Consider the following 18,002-nt stretch of genomic DNA (forward strand, 5'->3'; position numbering starts at 1 on the left):
GCCGGGCCGTCACCGGAGCGTTATGGCGCTACTTGTTCACGACCGACAGCGGCAGCAGCTTCTTGCCCGTCGGGCCGATCTGGATGTGCGTGTCCATCTGCGGGCAGACGCCGCAGTCGAAGCACGGGGTCCAGCGGCAGTCCTCGACCTCGGTCTCGTCGAGGGCGTCCTGCCAGTCCTCCCAGAGCCAGTCCTTGTCGAGACCGGAGTCCAGGTGGTCCCAGGGCAGGACCTCCTCGTAGGAGCGCTCGCGGGTGGTGTACCAGGCGACGTCCACGCCGAAGTCGGGCAGCGTCTTCTCGGCGCACGCCATCCAGCGGTCGTACGAGAAGTGCTCGCGCCAGCCGTCGAACCGGCCGCCGTCCTCGTACACCGCGCGGATGACCGCGCCGATCCGGCGGTCGCCGCGGGACAGCAGGCCCTCGACGATGCCGGGCTTGCCGTCGTGGTAGCGGAAGCCGATGGAGCGGCCGTACTTCTTGTCGCCGCGGATCTTGTCGCGCAGCTTCAGCAGGCGCGCGTCGGTCTCCTCGGCGGAGAGCTGCGGGGCCCACTGGAACGGGGTGTGCGGCTTGGGCACGAAGCCGCCGATGGAGACGGTGCAGCGGATGTCGTTCTGGCCGGAGACCTTGCGGCCCTCGGCGATCACCTTGATCGCCATGTCGGCGATCTGCAGGACGTCCTCGTCGGTCTCCGTCGGCAGGCCGCACATGAAGTACAGCTTCACCTGGCGCCAGCCGTTGCCGTACGCGGTGGAGACGGTCCGGATCAGGTCCTCCTCCGAGACCATCTTGTTGATGACCTTGCGCATCCGCTCGGAGCCGCCCTCGGGGGCGAAGGTGAGGCCGGAGCGGCGCCCGTTGCGGGTGAGCTCGTTGGCCAGGTCGACGTTGAACGCGTCCACGCGGGTCGACGGCAGCGAGAGGCCGATCTTGTCCTCGGTGTAGCGGTCGGCCAGGCCCTTGGCGATCTCGCCGATCTCGGTGTGGTCCGCGGAGGACAGCGACAGCAGGCCGACCTCCTCGAAGCCGGTCGCCTTGAGGCCCTTCTCCACCATCTCGCCGATGCCGGTGATGCTTCGCTCCCGCACGGGGCGCGTGATCATGCCGGCCTGGCAGAAGCGGCAGCCGCGGGTGCAGCCGCGGAAGATCTCGACGGACATGCGCTCGTGGACGGTCTCCGCGAGCGGGACGAGCGGCTGCTTGGGGTAGGGCCACTCGTCGAGGTCCATGACGGTGTGCTTGGACACGCGCCACGGCACGCCGGACTTGTTCGGCACGACGCGGCCGATGCGGCCGTCCGGCAGGTACTCCACGTCGTAGAACGCCGGGATGTACACCGAGCCGGTCCTCGCGAGGCGGAAGAGGACCTCCTCGCGCCCGCCGGGACGGCCCTCGGCCTTCCACTCGCGGATGATCGCGGTCATGTCGAGCACGGCCTGCTCGCCGTCGCCGATGATCGCCGCGTCGATGAAGTCCGCGATCGGCTCGGGGTTGAACGCCGCGTGGCCGCCCGCGAGCACGATCGGGTGGTCGACCGTCCGGTCCTTGGCCTCCAGCGGGATGCCGGCCAGGTCCAGGGCGGTGAGCATGTTGGTGTAGCCGAGCTCCGTGGAGAAGCTGAGGCCGAAGACGTCGAAGGCGCCGACGGGGCGGTGGCTGTCCACGGTGAACTGCGGCACCTTGTGCTCGCGCATCAGCTCTTCGAGGTCCGGCCACACGCTGTAGGTGCGCTCGGCGAGGACGCCCTCGCGCTCGTTCAGCACCTCGTACAGGATCATGACGCCCTGGTTGGGCAGGCCGACCTCGTACGCGTCCGGGTACATCAGAGCCCAGCGGACGTCGGCGGAATCCCAGGGCTTGACCGTGGAGTTCAGCTCTCCGCCGACATACTGAATCGGCTTCTGCACGTGCGGGAGCAGAGCTTCGAGCTGCGGGAAGACAGACTCGGCAGCAGACATCTCGAACCTTCGTGAGCTGGCAGGGGGGCGACTCTCAAGCGTACCCCGGGGCTCAGCGGCCCAAGGACGCCCGCAGGGCCGGGGCCGCGGCCCACTCCCGCAGCGCGGGCAGCTCCCGCTCCTGCGCCGCCGCCTCGGCCTCCTCCCGTCCGTACAGGAGTCCCCAGGTGAACGCGGACTCGCCGGCCGCGTGCGCCTGGGCCGCGAGCTCGCGCAGGGCGGTGCGGGCGACGACGCCGTCCTGGTGCTCGCCGAGCAGGGTCTGCACCGCCTTCATGCGCGCGGCCAGGCGTTTCGCGGGCCCGCCGAGGACGGGACGGGCGGCCTCCCCGGCGTAGCGGGCGCGCTTGGCGGCCTTGCGGGCCTCGTGCAGGGCGAGGTCGCGGGCGGGTCCGGGGCCGAGCGCGAGGGCGTGGCCGAAGCGGCGGTCGGCCCGGTCGAGGTCCGCGCGGGCGGCGCGGGCGAGCACCCGGCCGGCCTCGCGGGCGGCGGCCGGGCGCAGCGGCGGGTCGGCGAGGAGCGCGTCGAGGGCGTCCAGGAGCGCGAGGTGGCGCGCCGAGTCGAGGGCGGCGAGCGCCGCGCGCCGGGCCTCGTCCGCGCGCCCCGCGCCGCGCCGGCGCAGCCGGGCGTGGACCGGGCCGATCCGCAGGCTCCCGGGCAGGGCGTCGAGGCGTCCGGCGAGCCGGGTGCCGAGGACCTCCTCGTCGCGGGCGGCGCCGAGCTCGCCGGCGAGCCACCTGAGCTCGGCGCCGAGCGGGTCGGTGCGCCGCCGGTCGAGGACGGTGCCGTACGTCCGGAGGGCGCCGCGCAGGCGGCGGCAGGCGATCCGCATCCGGTGCACGGAGTCGGGGAGCTCGCGCCGGACGGCCGGGTCGAGGGCGACGAGCGCGTCGCGCTGGGCCCGGACGTAGGCGAGGACGGCGTGGCCCGCGGTGCCGGGGGCCGGGGTGCCGTCCACACGGTCCGGGCCGTCCGGGACGGTCGCGCCGGTCTCGGCGAGCGCGCGGGCCAGCTTCGAGGAGGCCGCCGAGGGCCGGATGCCGGCCTTCTCCAGGCGGCGGCCGACGGCATCGAGGACCGCCGGGTCGGCGCCGTCGGCCAGCTCGACCTCGATCTCGGTCCAGGCGGCCTCGCCGGGGCCGGTGAGGCGCTGGGCGTGGACGGTGTCGACGGAGAGCTCGGCGAGCGGGCCGCCGTCCTTCCCGGTCAGCAGGCGCACGTCGCGCCGGGAGCGCAGCCGTACGACGGGGCGGACGGGCTCGTCGCGGACCAGGGAGCGGACGAGCCCCGCCAGGGAGCCGGGCAGGGTCTCCGAGAGCGGGGCTCTGATCTCGTCGCGGATGCCGGTGGCGACGGGGAACTTCAGGTGCCAGCCGGCGTCCGCGCCGCCGGTGCGGCGGCGCAGGGTGAGCGAGGCGGCGGCGAGCCGCAGGTCGGCCGTGTCGTAGTAGACGGCGTCGAGCTCGGTGACGCCCTCGTCGGTGACGGCCGCGACCCCGGCCGCCCGGGTGAGGTCGGGGAGCACGGTCCCGTCGTCGGCTTCGTACTTGCGCTCGATCTCGCGCTTCGTCTCCGCCATACCTCGAATCTAGACGCGGAAGGGGCGCGGGGGCAGTACGGCTCAGGCCGTTATCTTCGGCTGCACCCGGATCGACTGGAGCAGTCCGATCGCCACCCAGACGGCGAACATGGACGAGCCGCCGTAGGAGACGAAGGGCAGCGGCAGTCCGGCGACGGGCATGATGCCGAGGGTCATGCCGATGTTCTCGAAGGACTGGAAGGCGAACCAGGCGATGATGCCGGCGGCGACGATCGTGCCGTACAGCTCGGTGGTCTCGCGGGCGATGCGGCAGGCCCGCCAGAGGATGACGCCGAGCAGGACGAGGATGAGTCCGGCGCCGACGAAGCCGAGCTCCTCGCCCGCGACGGTGAAGACGAAGTCGGTCTGCTGCTCGGGGACGAACTGGCCGGTGGTCTGGGAGCCCTTGAAGAGGCCCGCGCCGAGCAGTCCGCCGGAGCCGATGGCGATGCGGGCCTGGTTGGTGTTGTAGCCGACGCCGGCCGGGTCGAGGTCGGGGTTGGCGAAGGCGGCGAAGCGGTTGATCTGGTACTCGTCGAGCATCCCGAGCGCGGTGACCAGGACGGCGCCGAGGACGCCGGCGCCGATGAGGCCGAGGACCCAGCGGTTGGAGGCGCCGGAGGCGAGCAGCACGCCGAGCACGATGACGGCCATGACCATCACGGAGCCGAGGTCGGGCATCAGCATGACGATGCCCATGGGGAGCGCGGCGAGCGTGAGCGCCTTGGCGACGGTGCGGTGGTCGGGGTGGAGCTGGTCGCCCGCGTCGACCTTCGCGGCCAGCAGCATCGCCATCACCAGGATGATCGTGATCTTCACGAACTCGCTGGGCTGGAGCGAGAAGCCGCCGCCGACGACGATCCAGGCGTGGGCGCCGTTGATGGTGGCGCCGAGCGGGGTGAGGACGGCCAGGATCAGCACGATGGACAGGCCGTAGAGGACCGGCACGGCTCCGCGCAGGGTGCGGTGGCCGAGCCAGATGGTGCCGATCATCAGGGCGAGCCCGATGCCGGTGTTGAGGACGTGCCGGAAGAGGAAGTAGTACGGGTCGCCCTGGTTGAGCGAGGTGCGGCCCCGGGTGGCGGACCAGACGAGCAGCGAGCCCATCAGGGACAGGCCGAGCGCGGAGAGCAGGATCGGCCAGTCGAGCCGGCGCAGCACCGAGTCGCGGGCGGTCAGCCGCGCCAGGGTGCCGCGCTCGGGGGCGTAGCGGGAGACGGAGAAGCCGTGGGGGGTGGTCATCGGCTCAGAGCCTCCCTCGGGTGGCGGGCGGTCCGGCGAGCGGGTCGTCGGGCTTCTTCGCCGGTACGGCGGGGTCGGCGGGCGGGTCGGCGGGCGGGTTGCCGCCCTGGTCGGCGACCTGCTTGAGCGGGTCGGCGGGGTCGACCTTGCCGGCGTCGGGGTCGTACGGGCCGATCTTCGGGGCGTCGATGGAGCCGTCCGGCTGGATCCTCGGCAGGGCCTGCTGCGGCTGCGGCAGCAGGGCCCGCTTCAGGTCCTGCTTGCCGGCGTCGTCGAGCCCGTAGAGCGCGTCGTAGATGTTGCGCACGGCGGGGCCGGAGGCGCCGGAGCCCGTACCGCCCTGGGAGATCGTCATGACGATCGCGTAGTCCTTGGTGTACGTGGCGAACCAGGAGGTCGTCTGCTTGCCGTAGACCTCCGCGGTGCCCGTCTTGGCGTGCATCGGGATCTTGTCCTGCGGCCAGCCGCCGAAGCGCCAGGCGGCCGTGCCGCGGGTCGCGACTCCCGCGAGGGCTTCGTCTATCAACTCGCGGGTGTTGGCGTCGATGGGCAGCCGGCCGTGCGACTTGGGCGCGATCTCGGTGGTCCTCTTGCCGTCGGCGCTGATGACGGCCTTGCCGACGGTGGGGTTCCACAGGGTGCCGCCGTTGGAGATGGCGGCGTAGATGGTGGCCATCTGGATGGGGGTGACGAGGGTGTCGCCCTGCCCGATGGAGTAGTTGACGGAGTCACCGGCGCGCATCAGGTTGCCTTCCAGGCAGTTCTCGTAGGAGAGCTGCTGGACGTAGTCGCCGCCGCGCTTGCCGTTCTTGCACCACCAGTCCTTGTTGGCCGCCCAGAAGCTCTGCTTCCACTGGCGGTCGGGGACCCGGCCGGTGACCTCGTTGGGCAGGTCGATGCCGGTCTCGGCGCCGAGGCCGAACTGGTGGGCGGTCTTGTAGAACCAGTCCCCCGGGTTCTTCTTCGGCTTCATCCCGCCGTCCTTCTGCCACTGCTGGTGCGCCAGCGCGTAGTAGACGGTGTCGCAGGAGACCTCCAGGGCCTGCCCGATGGTGATGGAGCCGTGGCCCTGGGACTCGAAGTTCTTGAAGACCTGGTTGCCGATGGAGTACGAGGAGGGGCACGGGTAGCGCCCGTTGAAGTCGTAGCCCGCGTTGACGGCGGCGGCGGAGGAGACCACCTTGAAGATGGAGCCGGGGGCGGCCTGGCCCTGGATGGCGCGGTTGAGCAGCGGGAAGTTGGAGTTCTTGCCGGTGAGGGCCGCGTAGTCCTTGGCGGAGATGCCGCCGACCCAGGCGTTGGGGTCGTAGTCGGGCTGCGAGGCCATGGCGACGATCCGGCCGGTCTTCGCCTCCATGACGACGACGGCTCCGGCGTCGGCCTTGTAGTTCTCGCTGGTGTTCTTGTCGTAGACCTTGCGGGCCTCGACCATCGCGTTGTGCAGCTCCCACTCGGCGACCGCCTGGACGCGGGCGTCGATGGAGGTGACGACGTTGGCGCCGGGGACGGCGGCGTCGCTCTTGGCCTGGCCGATGACCCGGCCGAGGTTGTCGACCTCGTAGCGGGTGACGCCGGCCTTGCCGCGCAGTTCCTTGTCGTAGGTGCGCTCCAGGCCGGAGCGGCCGACCTGGTCGGAGCGCAGGTACGGGGAGTCGGTGTCCTTGGCCTTCTCGATCTCGCCGTCGGTGACGGGCGACAGATAGCCGAGGACCTGGGAGGTGCGGGACTTGCCGGGGGCCGGGTAGCGGCGGACGGCGGCGGGTTCGGCGGTGATGCCGGGGAAGTCCTCGGCGCGCTCGCGGATCTGGAGGGCCTGCTGGGTGGTGGCCTCGTCGGTGACGGGGATCGGCTGGTAGGGCGAGCCGTTCCAGCAGGGCTTGGGGGTCTTGGAGTCGCAGAGCCGGATCTTGTTGACGACCTCGTCGGGCTTCATGCCGAGGACGCCGGCCAGCCGGGTGAGGACGGCCTTGCCGTCGTCCTTCATCTTCATCAGCTCGGTGCGCGAGGCGGAGACCACGAGCCGGGTCTCGTTGTCGGCGAGCGGGACGCCGCGGGCGTCGAGGATGGAGCCGCGGACGGCGGGCTGGACGACCTGCTGGACGTGGTTGTTCTTCGCCTCGTCGGTGTACTCCTGGCCGTTGCGGATCTGGAGGTACCAGAGGCGTCCGCCGAGGGTGAAGAGCAGGGAGAAGACGAGGACCTGGATGACGACGAGCCGGATCTGGACCCGGGGGGTCCGCCCGGTCTCGGGGATGTTGCTCATGCTGCCGCTGCCCCCTGGGTCACAGTCGCTTGACTCCCTTGATGCGCCCGGCGCGCGAGGCGCGGGTCCGGGCGGCCTTGACGCGCAGGCCGCCGCGCTGGTTGCCGATCCGGAGGCCGGTGCCGGAGGAGAGCCAGCCGGAGGCGACGTCGGCCCCGTTGGCGCCGGTGGCCTCGGCGAGCGGGTCGTTCTCGGCGCGCCGGGCCAGCGCCATGATCAGCGGCACCGTGAAGGGCGCGAGGAGCAGGTCGTAGAGGGCCGCGGTGAACAGCAGGAAGCCGAGGCCGACATGGCGGGCGGCGGTGTCGCCGACGAGGGCGCCGACACCCGCGTACAGCAGGGTGGAGCCGAGGGCGGCGACGACGACCACGGCCATCGGTCCGGTGGCGGACTTCAGGCGCCCGTTGTCGGGGCGGGCCAGGCCGCAGAGGTAGCCGACGACGCAGAGCACCAGGGCGTAGCGCCCGGCCGCGTGGTCGGCGGGCGGGGCGAGGTCGGCGAGCAGTCCCGCGGCGAAGCCGGTGAGGGCGCCGGTGACGTGCCCGTACGACAGGGCGAGGGCGACGACGGTGAGCAGGACGAGGTCCGGGACGGCGCCGGGGAGCTGGAGCCGGGCGAGGACGGAGACCTGGACGACGAGGGCGACGACGACGAGCGCCGCGCAGAGCAGGATGCGGTTCAGCTTCACGGTGTGGCGTCCCCCTGGTCCTGCGGCGGCTGGTTCTGCTGGTCGGCGGCGGCCTGCCCGTCGGGCTTCCGCTGGTCGGCGGCCTGGCCCTGGGCCTGGTCGGCGGGCTTCTGGCCGTCCGGCGGCGGCGGGGTGACCGTGACGGTGACGGTCGGCGCGGGCTTGGGCTTCTGCGGCAGGACCATGTCGCGGGGGTCGCTGCGCGGGGCCTGGACGACGACGCCGACGATGTCGAGCTTGGTGAAGCCGACGTACGGGCGGACGTAGACGTTACGGGTGAGGCCGCCGCCCGCCGGGTCGACGCGGACGACCTCGCCGACCGGCACGCCGGGCACGAAGGGCTTGTCGGCCTGCGAGCCGAAGGTGACGAGCCGGTCGCCCTTGTTCACCTTGGCCTTGCCGTTGAGGAGCTGGACGAGGAGCGGGCGGTCGCCCTGGCCGGTGGCGAAGCCGAGTTCGTCGGTCTTCTCCATGCGGGTGCCGACGGTGAAGTCGGGGTCGTTGGCCAGCAGCACCGTGGAGGTGGAGGGGCCGACGGTGGTGACCCGGCCGACGAGCCCGGAGCCGTTGAGGACGGTCATGTCGCGGCGGATGCCGTCGCGGGCGCCGACGTCGATGGTGACGGTCCAGGAGAAGCCCTGGGCCGCTCCTATCGCGATGACCTCGGCGCCCTTGATGCCGTACTGGCCGGCGCCGGCCGTCTTCAGCATGGCGTCGAGCTCGCGCAGCCGGTTCCGGTTGCGGTCGTCGCTGCCCAGCCTGGCCTTGAGGGCGGCGTTCTCCTGCTCCAGGGCGGCGATCCGGTTGTGCCGCTCCCCGGAGTCGCGGACCGCTCCTATGGCGTTGCCGATCGGGTCGACCGCCGAGGCGACGCCGTTCTCGACGGGGCCGAAGACCGCGGCCGCGGCCTGCCGGGCACCGTCGACCGGCGACTCCTGGCCTCCTCTGATGTCCACCGTGATCAGTGCGAACGCGATGGCGATCAGCAGCACCAGGAGCAGCCGGCTCTCTCGTGTGTCCCTCACGTGCGGCGGCCGTGCCCTTCCTCGATGGTTACGGGGGGTGACGCGCCCCGGGCCCGGGGGCCCGGGGGTGGATGGAGTTGTCGGGGCCGGCCCTCACGGGCCGGTCGCGCGGTGCCGGGTCAGCGGCGGGGCTGGGCGTCGAGGACCTGCTGGAGGGCCTCGAACTCCTCGACGCACTTGCCGGAGCCGAGGGCCACCGAGTCCAGCGGGTCCTCGGCGATGTGGATCGGCATCCCGGTCTCGCGGCGCAGCCGCTCGTCGAGGCCGCGCAGCAGGGCGCCGCCACCGGTGAGAACGATGCCGCGGTCCATGACGTCACCGGAGAGCTCCGGCGGGCACTTGTCCAGGGTGGTCTTCACCGCGTCGACGATCGCGTTCACCGGCTCCTCGATGGCCTTGCGGACCTCGGCGGCGGAGATGACGACGGTCTTGGGGAGGCCCGAGACGAGGTCGCGGCCGCGGATCTCGGTGTGCTCGTCCTGGTCGAGGTCGTAGGCCGAGCCGATGGTGATCTTGATCTGCTCGGCGGTGCGCTCACCGAGGAGGAGGGAGTACTCCTTCTTGATGTGCTGGATGATCGCGTTGTCGAGCTCGTCGCCGGCCACCCGGATGGACTGTGCCGTGACGATTCCGCCGAGGGAGATGACGGCGACCTCGGTGGTGCCGCCGCCGATGTCGACGACCATGTTGCCGGTGGCCTCGTGGACCGGGAGGCCCGAGCCGATGGCGGCGGCCATGGGCTCCTCGATGATGTGCACCTGGCGGGCGCCGGCCTGGGTGGACGCCTCGATGACGGCGCGGCGCTCGACCCCGGTGATGCCGGAGGGCACGCAGACGACGACCCGGGGGCGGGCCAGGTAGCGGCGCTTGTGGATCTTGAGGATGAAGTAGCGGAGCATCCGCTCCGTGATCTCGAAGTCGGCGATCACGCCGTCCTTCAGCGGGCGCACGGCGACGATGTTGCCGGGCGTCCGGCCGATCATCTTCTTGGCCTCGGCGCCCACCGCGAGGATGCCGCCGGTGTTGGTGTTGATCGCGACGACGGACGGCTCGTTCAGAACGATGCCTCGACCCCTGACGTACACCAGCGTGTTGGCGGTCCCGAGGTCGACAGCCATGTCACGGCCGATGAACGACATTGAGTTCCCCTTGTTTCCCATGAGGATGCGTCGGGCCTTCCCTAGCGGAGCGTTGACGGCTTCTCAGGTCGGCGAGGTAGTGGCTGAGGAGGTACGGCGTGGAGTTTTCCATCGTAGTGCCGACCGCCCGGATACCGCGCGGCGGACCGCCTCTGCCCACCTCTGTATAGGTGACGGTAGGACGCGGCGATCCGTTCCCGGGATTGGCGTTCATATGCCTGGGGGCGACCGAAATTCCTTCGGTCGCCCCAGGGGGTGGCGCTGATCGGCTGACACGCGGTCAACCGGGGTGGGCCGGCTCAGACGAGGCCCGGGAAGAAGATCTTCAGCTCGCGCGCGGCGGACTCCTCGGAGTCCGAGGCGTGGATCAGGTTCTCCCGCACGATGGTGCCGAAGTCGCCCCGGATGGAGCCGGGGGCGGCGGCGATCGGGTCGGTCGGGCCGGCCAGGGCGCGCACGCCCTCGATGACCCGCTCGCCCTCGACGACCAGCGCCACGACCGGGCCGGAGGCCATGAAGCCCATCAGCGGCTCGTAGAACGGCTTGCCCTTGTGCTCGCCGTAGTGCTGCTCCAGGGTCTCCTGGTCCAGCTCGCGCAGCTCCAGGGCCGCGAGGGTCCAGCCGGCCTTCCGCTCGATGCGGCCGATGATCTCGCCGATCAGGGCACGGCGGACGGCGTCGGGCTTCAGCAGGACGAGCGTGCGCTGGCTCACGGGGGAACTCCTTCGGAAAAACTGTGCGGGCCTTGAGATTACAGGGCCCGCACCCACCACGATCACGCAGCGTCAGGTCCTGCGGAGCCTTCCCGGGCGGCCCAGCCCGCCTTGATCTCGTCGATCTTCCGGCCGTAGTGCACGGACGCCCACCACAGCACGGCGAAGACCGCGCCGAGGAAGAACATCACGGGCACGAAGAAACCGCTGGCGACCAGGCCCAGCTGGAGGACCCAGCCCAGCTGCACACCGCCCGGACGGGTGATCATCCCGCACAGCAGCACCGACAGGGCCATGGCGATCCCGCAGACCGTCCAGACGGTGGACATCTCCAGGGAGTCGTCCTTCATGGCGACCAGACCGGCGAAACCGATCACGAAGAACTCGCCGATCAGCGTCGAGGAGCAGAGCGTGCGCATCGGTCAGCCTCGCTTCAGCAGCAGCCGGGCGTCGCCGACCGTGAAGATCGAACCGGTCACGAGGACACCCGCGCCCGCGTACTCGTCCTGCTCCTCGGCGAGGGTGATCGCCGCCTCCAGGGCGTCGTCGAGCCGCGGCTCCACGACCACCCGGTCCTCGCCGAAGACCTCGACCGCGATCGCGGCGAGCGCGTCGACGTCGGTGGCCCGGGGGTTGGAGTTCGCCGTCACCACGACCTCCGCGAAGATCGGCTCGAATGCCTCCAGGAGCCCGCGGGCGTCCTTGTCGCCGCTGGTGGAGACGACGCCGATCAGCCGCGAGAAGCCGAAGGACTCGGTGATGCCGTCGGCGGTGGCGCGGGCGCCGTGCGGGTTGTGCGCGGCGTCCAGGATGACCGTCGGGGAGGAGCGCACGACTTCGAGGCGGCCCGGCGAGGCCACCTGGGCGAAGGCCCGGCGGACCGTGTCCACGTCCAGGGTGCGGGCGTGCTCCGAGCCGATGCCGAAGAACGCCTCGACGGCGGCGAGCGCCACCGACGCGTTGTGCGCCTGGTGCGCGCCGTACAGCGGCAGGAACACGTTGTCGTACTCGCCGCCCAGGCCGCGCAGGGTCAGCAGCTGGCCGCCGACCGCGACCTCGCGGGAGACGATGCCGAACTCCATGCCCTCGCGGGCGACGGTGGCGTCGACCTCGACGGCCTTCTTCAGCAGCACCTGGGCCGCGTCGACCGGCTGCTGGGCCAGGATGACGGTGGCGTCCTGCTTGATGATCCCGGACTTCTCGCCGGCGATGGCGCCCGTGGTGTCGCCGAGCCGGTCGGTGTGGTCCAGGTCGATGGGGGTGACGACGGCGACGGAGCCGTCGATCACGTTGGTCGCGTCCCAGGTGCCGCCCATGCCGACCTCGACGACGGCCACGTCGACCGGGGCGTCGGCGAAGGCCGCGTACGCCATCGCGGTGAGGACCTCGAAGAAGGAGAGCCGGTACTCCTCGCGTGTGTCGACCAGCTCCACGTACGGCTGGATGTCCCGGTACGTCTCGACGAAGCGCTCGGCCTCGATCGGGGCGCCGTCCAGGCTGATCCGCTCGGTGATGGTCTGCACGTGCGGCGAGGTGTAGCGGCCGGTGCGCAGGTCGAAGGCGCCGAGCAGGGCCTCGATCATGCGGGCGGTGGAGGTCTTGCCGTTGGTCCCGGTGATGTGGATCGAGGGATACGCGCGCTGCGGCTCGCCCAGCACGTCCATCAGGGCCGCGATCCGGGTGACCGAGGGCTCCAGCTTGGTCTCGCCCCAGCGGGTGGACAGCTCCGTCTCCACGTCCCGCAGCGCCTTGTCGACCTCGGGGTCGAGCGGGCGGGAGGGGACGGGGTCGCCCTGCGGCGGGCCGGACACGGCGCGCAGGGTACGGCTGCCCGCCTCGATCACCGCCAGGTCGGGGTCCCGGTCGGTCTCGGTGTCGATGATGTCGTCGAAGACATCGGGCTGGTCGTCGCTGCGGTCGCTCGGCTCACTCACGCCCCTCAGTCTACGGAGGGGGGCCGACAGGACGTTGGACCCACCCCATTCGGGACCTTCGGCCCACCGCCCGCCGGGCCCGCCGGGCAAACTTGGCGATCATGGACATAGGTATCGACCTCGGCACGGCCAACACCCTCCTCTACGCCCGTGGCCAGGGCATCGTCCTCAACGAGCCCTCCGTGGTGGCCGTCCAGGCCGGTTCGCGCACGGCGCTCGCGGTCGGCGCGGAGGCCAAGGAGACCATCGGCCGCACCCCCGGTTCGATCACCGCGATCCGCCCGCTGCGGGACGGCGTGATCAGCGACTACGAGGCCGCCGAGGAGATGATCCGGCACTTCGTCCGCAAGGCCGTCCCCGGGCGGCGGCGCCCGCGCACCCGGATGGTGGTGTGCGTGCCGAGCGGGGTGACCCCGGTCGAGCGGCGGGCCATCGTGCACGCCTCGCGCTCGGCGGGCGCGCGGGCGGTGCACCTGATCGAGGAGCCGATGGCGGCGGCGATCGGGGCGGGCCTGCCGGTCTCGGACCCGCGCGGCTCGATGGTCGTCGACATCGGCGGCGGTACGACCGAGGTGGCCGTGATCTCGCTCGGCGGGATCGTCACCGCCCAGTCCCTGCGGGTCGGCGGCGACCGGCTGGACACCGCCATCGCGGACTTCGTGCGCAAGGAGCACTCGCTGCTGGTGGGCGAGCGGACCGCCGAGGACGTCAAGATCGCCATCGGCTCGGCGTGGCCGGTGCCGGGCGGCGAGGAGTTCGAGGAGTCCACCTTCACCGTGCGGGGCCGCGAGAAGGTCAGCGGGCTGCCGCGCACGGTCGAGCTGACCGTGCCCGAGGTGCGGGCGGCGCTCGACGAGCCGGTGGAGGCGATCATCGCGGCGGTGCGGGTCACCCTGGAGGAGTGCCCGCCGGAGCTGTCGGGCGACGTCATGGAGCACGGCATCGTGCTCACCGGCGGCGGCGCCCTGCTGCCCGGCCTCGACCTCCGGATGGCCTCGGCCACCGGCATCCCGGTCTTCGTCGCCGACGACCCGCTGGACTGCGTGGCCCTGGGCTCGGGCCGCTGCGTGGAGGAGTTCGACGCGCTCCAGCGGGTGCTGGGGAAGGCGGAGGTGGTGCGCTGACGGCCCGTGGGGCGCGCCTCACGCGTCGTGCGCCGACGGTCGGCGGGGCCTTGCGGGAAGGGGCCTGCCGGAAGTCGGTCGGGGCTCGCGGAAAGCCCGTCGGCACCCGCCGGAGACCGGTCGGCCCCCGCCGTCAGCCCCCGCCGTCAGCCCTCCGGGCCCTGCCGGATGCCCGTCGGCTCCTGCGGGAAGCCGGTCGGCAGCAGGGCCGTCACCGCGTACGCGCCGTGCTCGCGGCGGGCGCGCAGCGAGCCGCCCATGCTGCCGACCCGCTCCGTCATGGAGAACAGCCCGGTCCCGGTCGAGACGGGCGCGCGGTCCGGCGGGGTCTTGGGCAGCGGGTTGCGGATCTCGATCCGCAGGTCCCGGCCCTCGACCGCGATCGAGACGGTCACCGGCAGGCCGGGCGCGTGCTTGGCCGCGTTGGTCAGGCACTCCTGCACCACCCGGTGCACCGCCGTCTGCCGCAGCGGCGACAGCGCCTTCGCCTCCGCCGCGACCGTCAGCTCCACCGGGCTGCCCATCCGCTCGCTCTCCTCGGCCAGCGCGGCGAGCCCTTCGAGACCGGGTGTGGCGGCGGCCCCGTCCGCGCGCCGCACGATCGTCTCGTTGAGCATGTGGTGCGCGCGCCGGGCGGTGTCCGCGAGCTCCTCGAAGTCCTTCCGGTGCGCCTCGCCCCGGGCCCGTACGGCCAGCACCTCGGCCCGCACCGCGAGCACCGTGAGCTCGCGGCCCACCAGGTCGTGGACGTCCCGGCCGACCGAGATCCGCTCCTCCTGGACGGCCTGCCGGGCCGCCGACTCGCTGCGCTGGACCTGGAGGGCGAGGACGAGGTCCTGGCGGTACGCGGCGATGCCGACACCCGCCGCCAGCGCGCCGATCGGGACGACCAGGCTCAGGAACTCGCTCAGCGTCTCGCCGTGCTTGGCCGGCCAGCCGGGCAGGTTGAACAGCACGTACGCGGCGGCCACGTACAGCAGCGTGGCGAGGACGGCGGGCCGCCGGCCCCGGAAGCGCCCGAGCGAGTACAGCGCGAACTGGATCATCGTCAGTTCGTGCAGCCACCCCATCAGGCACAGCGCCACCACGAACGGCACCCAGGGCGCCTTCCGCCGCAGCACGAGCGTGGCCGCGCCGGCCGCGAGGACCAGGGTCGCGGTGATGCCGGTGAGCGAGTTGTCGGCGCGGGCGAGCCCCGGCACGTCCAGGACCATCAGGCAGAAGGCGCTGACGGCGGCGACGACGTCCATGGCCCGGCGCGACACGGCCCACCGGTCCGCGCGGCGGCGCAGCGCGGGGAGGGCGGGAAGGCGGAACATGCCCCCATCATCCAGGGTCCTTCGTCCCTTCGCGGTGGACCTGAAGTCCCGTCTGTTGTGAGATCAGGCACTTCGCCCTGATTGCTGTTTGACTCTGAAATGTGTACGAAGCATCCCAAGGCCCCTTGGCGGCCACGGCCGCCGTGCTCGACGCCCTCCCCCAGGCGGCCGTCCTCGTCGACCGCGACCTGCGCATCGTGCGGGCGAACCGCCGGGTCGCCGGGCTGCTGCGGCTGCCCGAGGACCTCGACCTCTCCCCCGGCACCGCCCCGGGCCCCTTCCTCGACCACGTCGCCGGGCTGCTCGACCGGCCGGACGAACGCCGCCGCCTGCTGGAGGAGTCGCGCACCCGCGCCCCCGTCACCCGGACCGCCGACTACCACCTGCGGGACGGCCGCACCCTGCGCCGCCGCCGGGCCCCGGTCGGGCACGCCGAGGACTTCCTCGGGCACCTGTGGCTGATCGAGGACGTCACCCGGCAGCACGAGGCCCGGGAGGGCATGTACGAGCAGGTCCGCAAGCTGGCGGCGCTCGCCGACGAGCGGGCCGCGTTCGCCGGGCGCGCGCTGCACGAGCTGCGCACCCCGCTCGCCACGGTGCTGAGCTTCGCCGAACTGCTCCTGGAACCGGCCAGCGGGCACCTCGACCCCGAGCAGGCCGCGTTCGTCGACGCGATCCGCCGCAACGCCCGCCGGATGCAGACCGTCGCCGAGAACCTGCCGAACGCCGCCGCCGGGGCGCCCGCCGAGGCGCCCCGGCCCGCGCCGCTCGCGGTCCACGAGCTGATCGAGTGGGTGGCGCTTGAGGCCCTCCAGCGCTCCGCCGACGGCACCCCGTACCTGGTCGCCGACTGCCCGTCCGACGGCCCGCTCCTGCACGCCGACCCGCACCTGCTGGCCGCCGCCCTGGAGGAGCTGGTGGCCAACGCGCTGCGGTACACCCCCGAGGACGGGCGGGTCGAGATCATCGGCCGGCCCGGGGACGGCCACTGGACGATCCAGGTCCGCGACACCGGCATCGGCGTCCCGCTGGAGTACCAGGAGGAGATCTTCACCCCCTTCGTCCGCGCCCCCAACGCCCGCCGGGGCGGCTTCCCCGGCACCGGCCTCGGCCTCGCGGGCGCCCTGGACGCGGTCCGCCTGCACGGCGGCACCATCACGGTCCGCGACCGCGACGACCGCCCGGGCGCGGTCTTCACCGTCCGGCTGCCCCTGGGCGGCGAGGGCGCGCGGGACCCACGGGACCCGCGGGACCCGCGGGGTGCGCAGGACGGGGCCGCCGGACGATGACCCGGGTGCTCATCGTCGAGGACGACCCCGACCTCTCGCTCGCCCTGCGCGTGCTGCTCACCCGGCGCGGCTACGAGGTCTCCCTGGCCGCCGACGGGCGCGAGGGGCTGCGGCTGCTGTTCGCCGAGCACCCCGCGCTCATGGTGCTCGACCTGCTGCTGCCGGAGCTCGACGGCTGGCAGGTGCTCGACCGGACCCGGGACATGAGCGACCTGCCCGTCCTCGTCCTGTCCGGGCTCGGCGCCGTCGACGACCGGGTGCGCGGGCTGCGCTCCGGCGCCGACGACTACCTGGTCAAGCCCTTCGCGCAGGACGAGCTGCTGGCCCGCGTCGAGGCCCTGCTGCGCCGCGCGGGCCCCGGCCACTGGGCCGGCGAGCCGGTCGAGGAGGACCTGCGGCTGGTCCCCGAGCGCCGCTCCGCGATCTGGCACGGCGGGGAGATCCGGCTCAGCGACATCGAGTACCGGCTGCTCCAGCTCCTGGTCCGCAACCGGGGCCGGGTCGTCACCACCGAGCAGCTCCTCGACCAGGTCTGGGACGACACGACGGCCATCGGCCGGGACCGGGTGAAGTTCGCCGTGCTCCGGCTGCGGCGTAAGCTCCGTGCCACCGGCGGCCCGCAGGCCCGCGACCCGATCGAGGCGGTCCGGGGGCTGGGCTACCGTTACGACAGCTCCGGCTGAGCCCCGAGTGAGCCCCGGGTGACGCGGAACACCACGGCGACGGGACCAAAGTCCCGGCCGTACGTCCCGCTCCGACGGGTCCGACGACACCGCAACCGTAGGACAACCGTCCATCACCGCTGCGCGCGACCATCGACCCGCAGCTTGGAGGCATGAAGACTCTTCCCGCCCGTAGTGTCGCCCTCGTCCTCGGTACCCGCCCGGAGCTGGTCAAGCTCGCCGAGCTGATCCGTGTGCTCGGTCCGGCCGCCCGTGTGGTGCACACGGGGCAGCATTACGACGAGGAGCTGTCGGGTGGTTTCCTGACGGAGCTGGGGCTGCCCGAGCCGGAGTACCTGACCGGGGTCGGCGGCAAGCCGCGCGCCGTGCAGATCGCCGCCGCGCTCCACGGGCTGGACGAGCTCTTCGCCGCCGAGCCGCCGCTGGCGGTCGTGGTCCAGGGCGACACGAACGCGGCGCTGGCGGGCGCGCTGGCCGCCAACGCCCGCGACCTGCCCCTGGTCCACGTGGAGGCGGGGCTGCGCAGCCACGACCGGGCGATGCCCGAGGAGCACAACCGGGTCCTCATCGACCGCCTCGCCGACGTGCTGTGCGCCGCGACCCCCGACAACCGCGAGCTGCTGCTCGCCGAGGGCGTCCCGGACGAGCGGATCGCCGTCACCGGCAACCCCGTCGTCGAAGCCGTACGCGACCACCTCCCGGCGGCCGAGGACCGCGCCCGGCTGCTGGCCGCCCACGGCCTCGACACGGACCGGTACGTGCTGGCGACCGTGCACCGCCCCGAGAACACCGACGACGAGCTCGCGCTCGGCGCCGTCCTGCACGAGCTGGCCGCCCTCGCCCGCGAGCTGCCCGTGGTGCTGCCGCTGCACCCGCGCACCCGGGCCCGCGTCGAGGCCGCCGGGCTGCTGCCGCTGCTCGACGGCGTGACCGTGCTGCCCCCGGCCGGCTACGGCACCTTCCTGGCGCTGGCCCGGCACGCGGCCCTGATCGTCTCCGACTCCGGCGGCGTCCAGGAGGAGACCACCGTCCTCGGCCGCCCGC

The 18,002-nt window shown here is 72.7% G+C and carries 15 protein-coding genes; 4 read left to right on the top strand and 11 right to left on the bottom strand.

Annotated features, from left to right (window positions below; genetic code table 11):
• Positions 1 to 28 precede the first annotated feature (28 nt).
• The 10 genes from AB0C99_RS26850 to AB0C99_RS26895 all read right to left on the bottom strand — a co-directional run bounded on the left by AB0C99_RS26850 (position 29) and on the right by AB0C99_RS26895 (position 12,543).
• Entirely contained in the window at positions 29 to 1,960 is a 1,932-nt protein-coding gene (locus AB0C99_RS26850; RefSeq protein ID WP_362479986.1) for a TIGR03960 family B12-binding radical SAM protein, read from the bottom strand.
• Between the two features lie 52 nt (positions 1,961 to 2,012).
• The gene (locus AB0C99_RS26855; RefSeq protein WP_362479989.1) at positions 2,013 to 3,539 is read right to left on the bottom strand and encodes a CYTH and CHAD domain-containing protein; all 1,527 of its coding nucleotides are present in this window, start codon (positions 3,537 to 3,539) and stop codon (positions 2,013 to 2,015) included.
• 42 nt (positions 3,540 to 3,581) lie between these two features.
• A complete protein-coding gene (gene rodA / locus AB0C99_RS26860) occupies positions 3,582 to 4,781 on the bottom strand; it encodes a rod shape-determining protein RodA (protein WP_362479992.1) in 1,200 nt (399 codons plus the stop codon).
• Positions 4,782 to 4,785: 4 nt separating this feature from the next.
• Positions 4,786 to 7,044: a penicillin-binding protein 2 gene (mrdA, locus tag AB0C99_RS26865; protein WP_362479995.1), complete on the bottom strand. Its 2,259-nt coding sequence runs from the start codon at positions 7,042 to 7,044 to the stop codon at positions 4,786 to 4,788.
• 19 nt (positions 7,045 to 7,063) lie between these two features.
• Positions 7,064 to 7,732 carry a rod shape-determining protein MreD gene (gene mreD, locus AB0C99_RS26870; RefSeq protein ID WP_362479998.1) on the bottom strand — a complete coding sequence of 223 codons (669 nt, stop codon included), beginning with the start codon at positions 7,730 to 7,732 and terminating at the stop codon, positions 7,064 to 7,066.
• Positions 7,729 to 8,757 (bottom strand): rod shape-determining protein MreC, encoded by a 1,029-nt coding sequence (gene mreC, locus AB0C99_RS26875; protein WP_362480001.1) that lies wholly within the window; start codon positions 8,755 to 8,757, stop codon positions 7,729 to 7,731. The genes mreD and mreC overlap by 4 nt, the downstream gene beginning before the upstream one ends.
• A gap of 119 nt (positions 8,758 to 8,876) precedes the next feature.
• Positions 8,877 to 9,896, bottom strand: a complete 1,020-nt coding sequence (locus AB0C99_RS26880) for a rod shape-determining protein (RefSeq protein ID WP_046905593.1) — start codon at positions 9,894 to 9,896, stop codon at positions 8,877 to 8,879.
• Positions 9,897 to 10,195: 299 nt separating this feature from the next.
• Positions 10,196 to 10,609 carry a nucleoside-diphosphate kinase gene (gene ndk / locus AB0C99_RS26885; protein WP_362480004.1) on the bottom strand — a complete coding sequence of 138 codons (414 nt, stop codon included), beginning with the start codon at positions 10,607 to 10,609 and terminating at the stop codon, positions 10,196 to 10,198.
• Between the two features lie 62 nt (positions 10,610 to 10,671).
• Entirely contained in the window at positions 10,672 to 11,028 is a 357-nt protein-coding gene (locus AB0C99_RS26890; protein WP_362480006.1) for a DUF4233 domain-containing protein, read from the bottom strand.
• 3 nt (positions 11,029 to 11,031) lie between these two features.
• On the bottom strand, positions 11,032 to 12,543 hold the full coding sequence (locus tag AB0C99_RS26895) for a folylpolyglutamate synthase/dihydrofolate synthase family protein (RefSeq protein WP_362480009.1): 1,512 nt from the start codon (positions 12,541 to 12,543) through the stop codon (positions 11,032 to 11,034).
• A gap of 101 nt (positions 12,544 to 12,644) precedes the next feature.
• Here AB0C99_RS26895 and AB0C99_RS26900 point away from each other — a divergent pair, with 101 nt between their 5' ends.
• The gene (locus AB0C99_RS26900) at positions 12,645 to 13,667 is read left to right on the top strand and encodes a rod shape-determining protein (RefSeq protein ID WP_362480012.1); all 1,023 of its coding nucleotides are present in this window, start codon (positions 12,645 to 12,647) and stop codon (positions 13,665 to 13,667) included.
• Between the two features lie 146 nt (positions 13,668 to 13,813).
• Here AB0C99_RS26900 and AB0C99_RS26905 read toward each other — a convergent pair whose 3' ends face one another.
• The gene (locus AB0C99_RS26905; RefSeq protein WP_362480014.1) at positions 13,814 to 14,986 is read right to left on the bottom strand and encodes an ATP-binding protein; all 1,173 of its coding nucleotides are present in this window, start codon (positions 14,984 to 14,986) and stop codon (positions 13,814 to 13,816) included.
• Between the two features lie 101 nt (positions 14,987 to 15,087).
• Between AB0C99_RS26905 and AB0C99_RS26910 the strand changes: the two genes are divergently transcribed.
• From AB0C99_RS26910 to wecB, 3 genes are all read left to right on the top strand, one after another.
• Positions 15,088 to 16,275, top strand: coding sequence for an ATP-binding protein (locus AB0C99_RS26910; protein ID WP_362480016.1), 1,188 nt, complete (start codon positions 15,088 to 15,090; stop codon positions 16,273 to 16,275).
• Complete coding sequence (locus AB0C99_RS26915; protein ID WP_362480019.1) at positions 16,272 to 16,958, top strand: response regulator transcription factor; 687 nt, start codon at positions 16,272 to 16,274, stop codon at positions 16,956 to 16,958. The genes AB0C99_RS26910 and AB0C99_RS26915 overlap by 4 nt, the downstream gene beginning before the upstream one ends.
• Positions 16,959 to 17,110: 152 nt before the next feature.
• Positions 17,111 to 18,002: UDP-N-acetylglucosamine 2-epimerase (non-hydrolyzing) (wecB, locus tag AB0C99_RS26920; RefSeq protein WP_362480022.1), on the top strand; the 892-nt coding region annotated here is incomplete at its 3' end.

This window comes from Streptomyces sp. NPDC048659 (assembly GCF_040650575.1).
In the GTDB taxonomy this organism is placed as follows: domain Bacteria; phylum Actinomycetota; class Actinomycetes; order Streptomycetales; family Streptomycetaceae; genus Streptomyces.

Coding starts and splice junctions, on each gene's coding strand:
- AB0C99_RS26850 (WP_362479986.1), bottom strand. CDS start 1,960: ATGTCTGCTGCCGAGTCTGTCTTCCCGCAGCTCGAAGCTCTGCTCCCG.
- AB0C99_RS26855 (WP_362479989.1), bottom strand. CDS start 3,539: ATGGCGGAGACGAAGCGCGAGATCGAGCGCAAGTACGAAGCCGACGAC.
- rodA (WP_362479992.1), bottom strand. CDS start 4,781: ATGACCACCCCCCACGGCTTCTCCGTCTCCCGCTACGCCCCCGAGCGC.
- mrdA (WP_362479995.1), bottom strand. CDS start 7,044: ATGAGCAACATCCCCGAGACCGGGCGGACCCCCCGGGTCCAGATCCGG.
- AB0C99_RS26880 (WP_046905593.1), bottom strand. CDS start 9,896: ATGTCGTTCATCGGCCGTGACATGGCTGTCGACCTCGGGACCGCCAAC.
- AB0C99_RS26890 (WP_362480006.1), bottom strand. CDS start 11,028: ATGCGCACGCTCTGCTCCTCGACGCTGATCGGCGAGTTCTTCGTGATC.
- AB0C99_RS26900 (WP_362480012.1), top strand. CDS start 12,645: ATGGACATAGGTATCGACCTCGGCACGGCCAACACCCTCCTCTACGCC.
- AB0C99_RS26905 (WP_362480014.1), bottom strand. CDS start 14,986: ATGTTCCGCCTTCCCGCCCTCCCCGCGCTGCGCCGCCGCGCGGACCGG.
- AB0C99_RS26915 (WP_362480019.1), top strand. CDS start 16,272: ATGACCCGGGTGCTCATCGTCGAGGACGACCCCGACCTCTCGCTCGCC.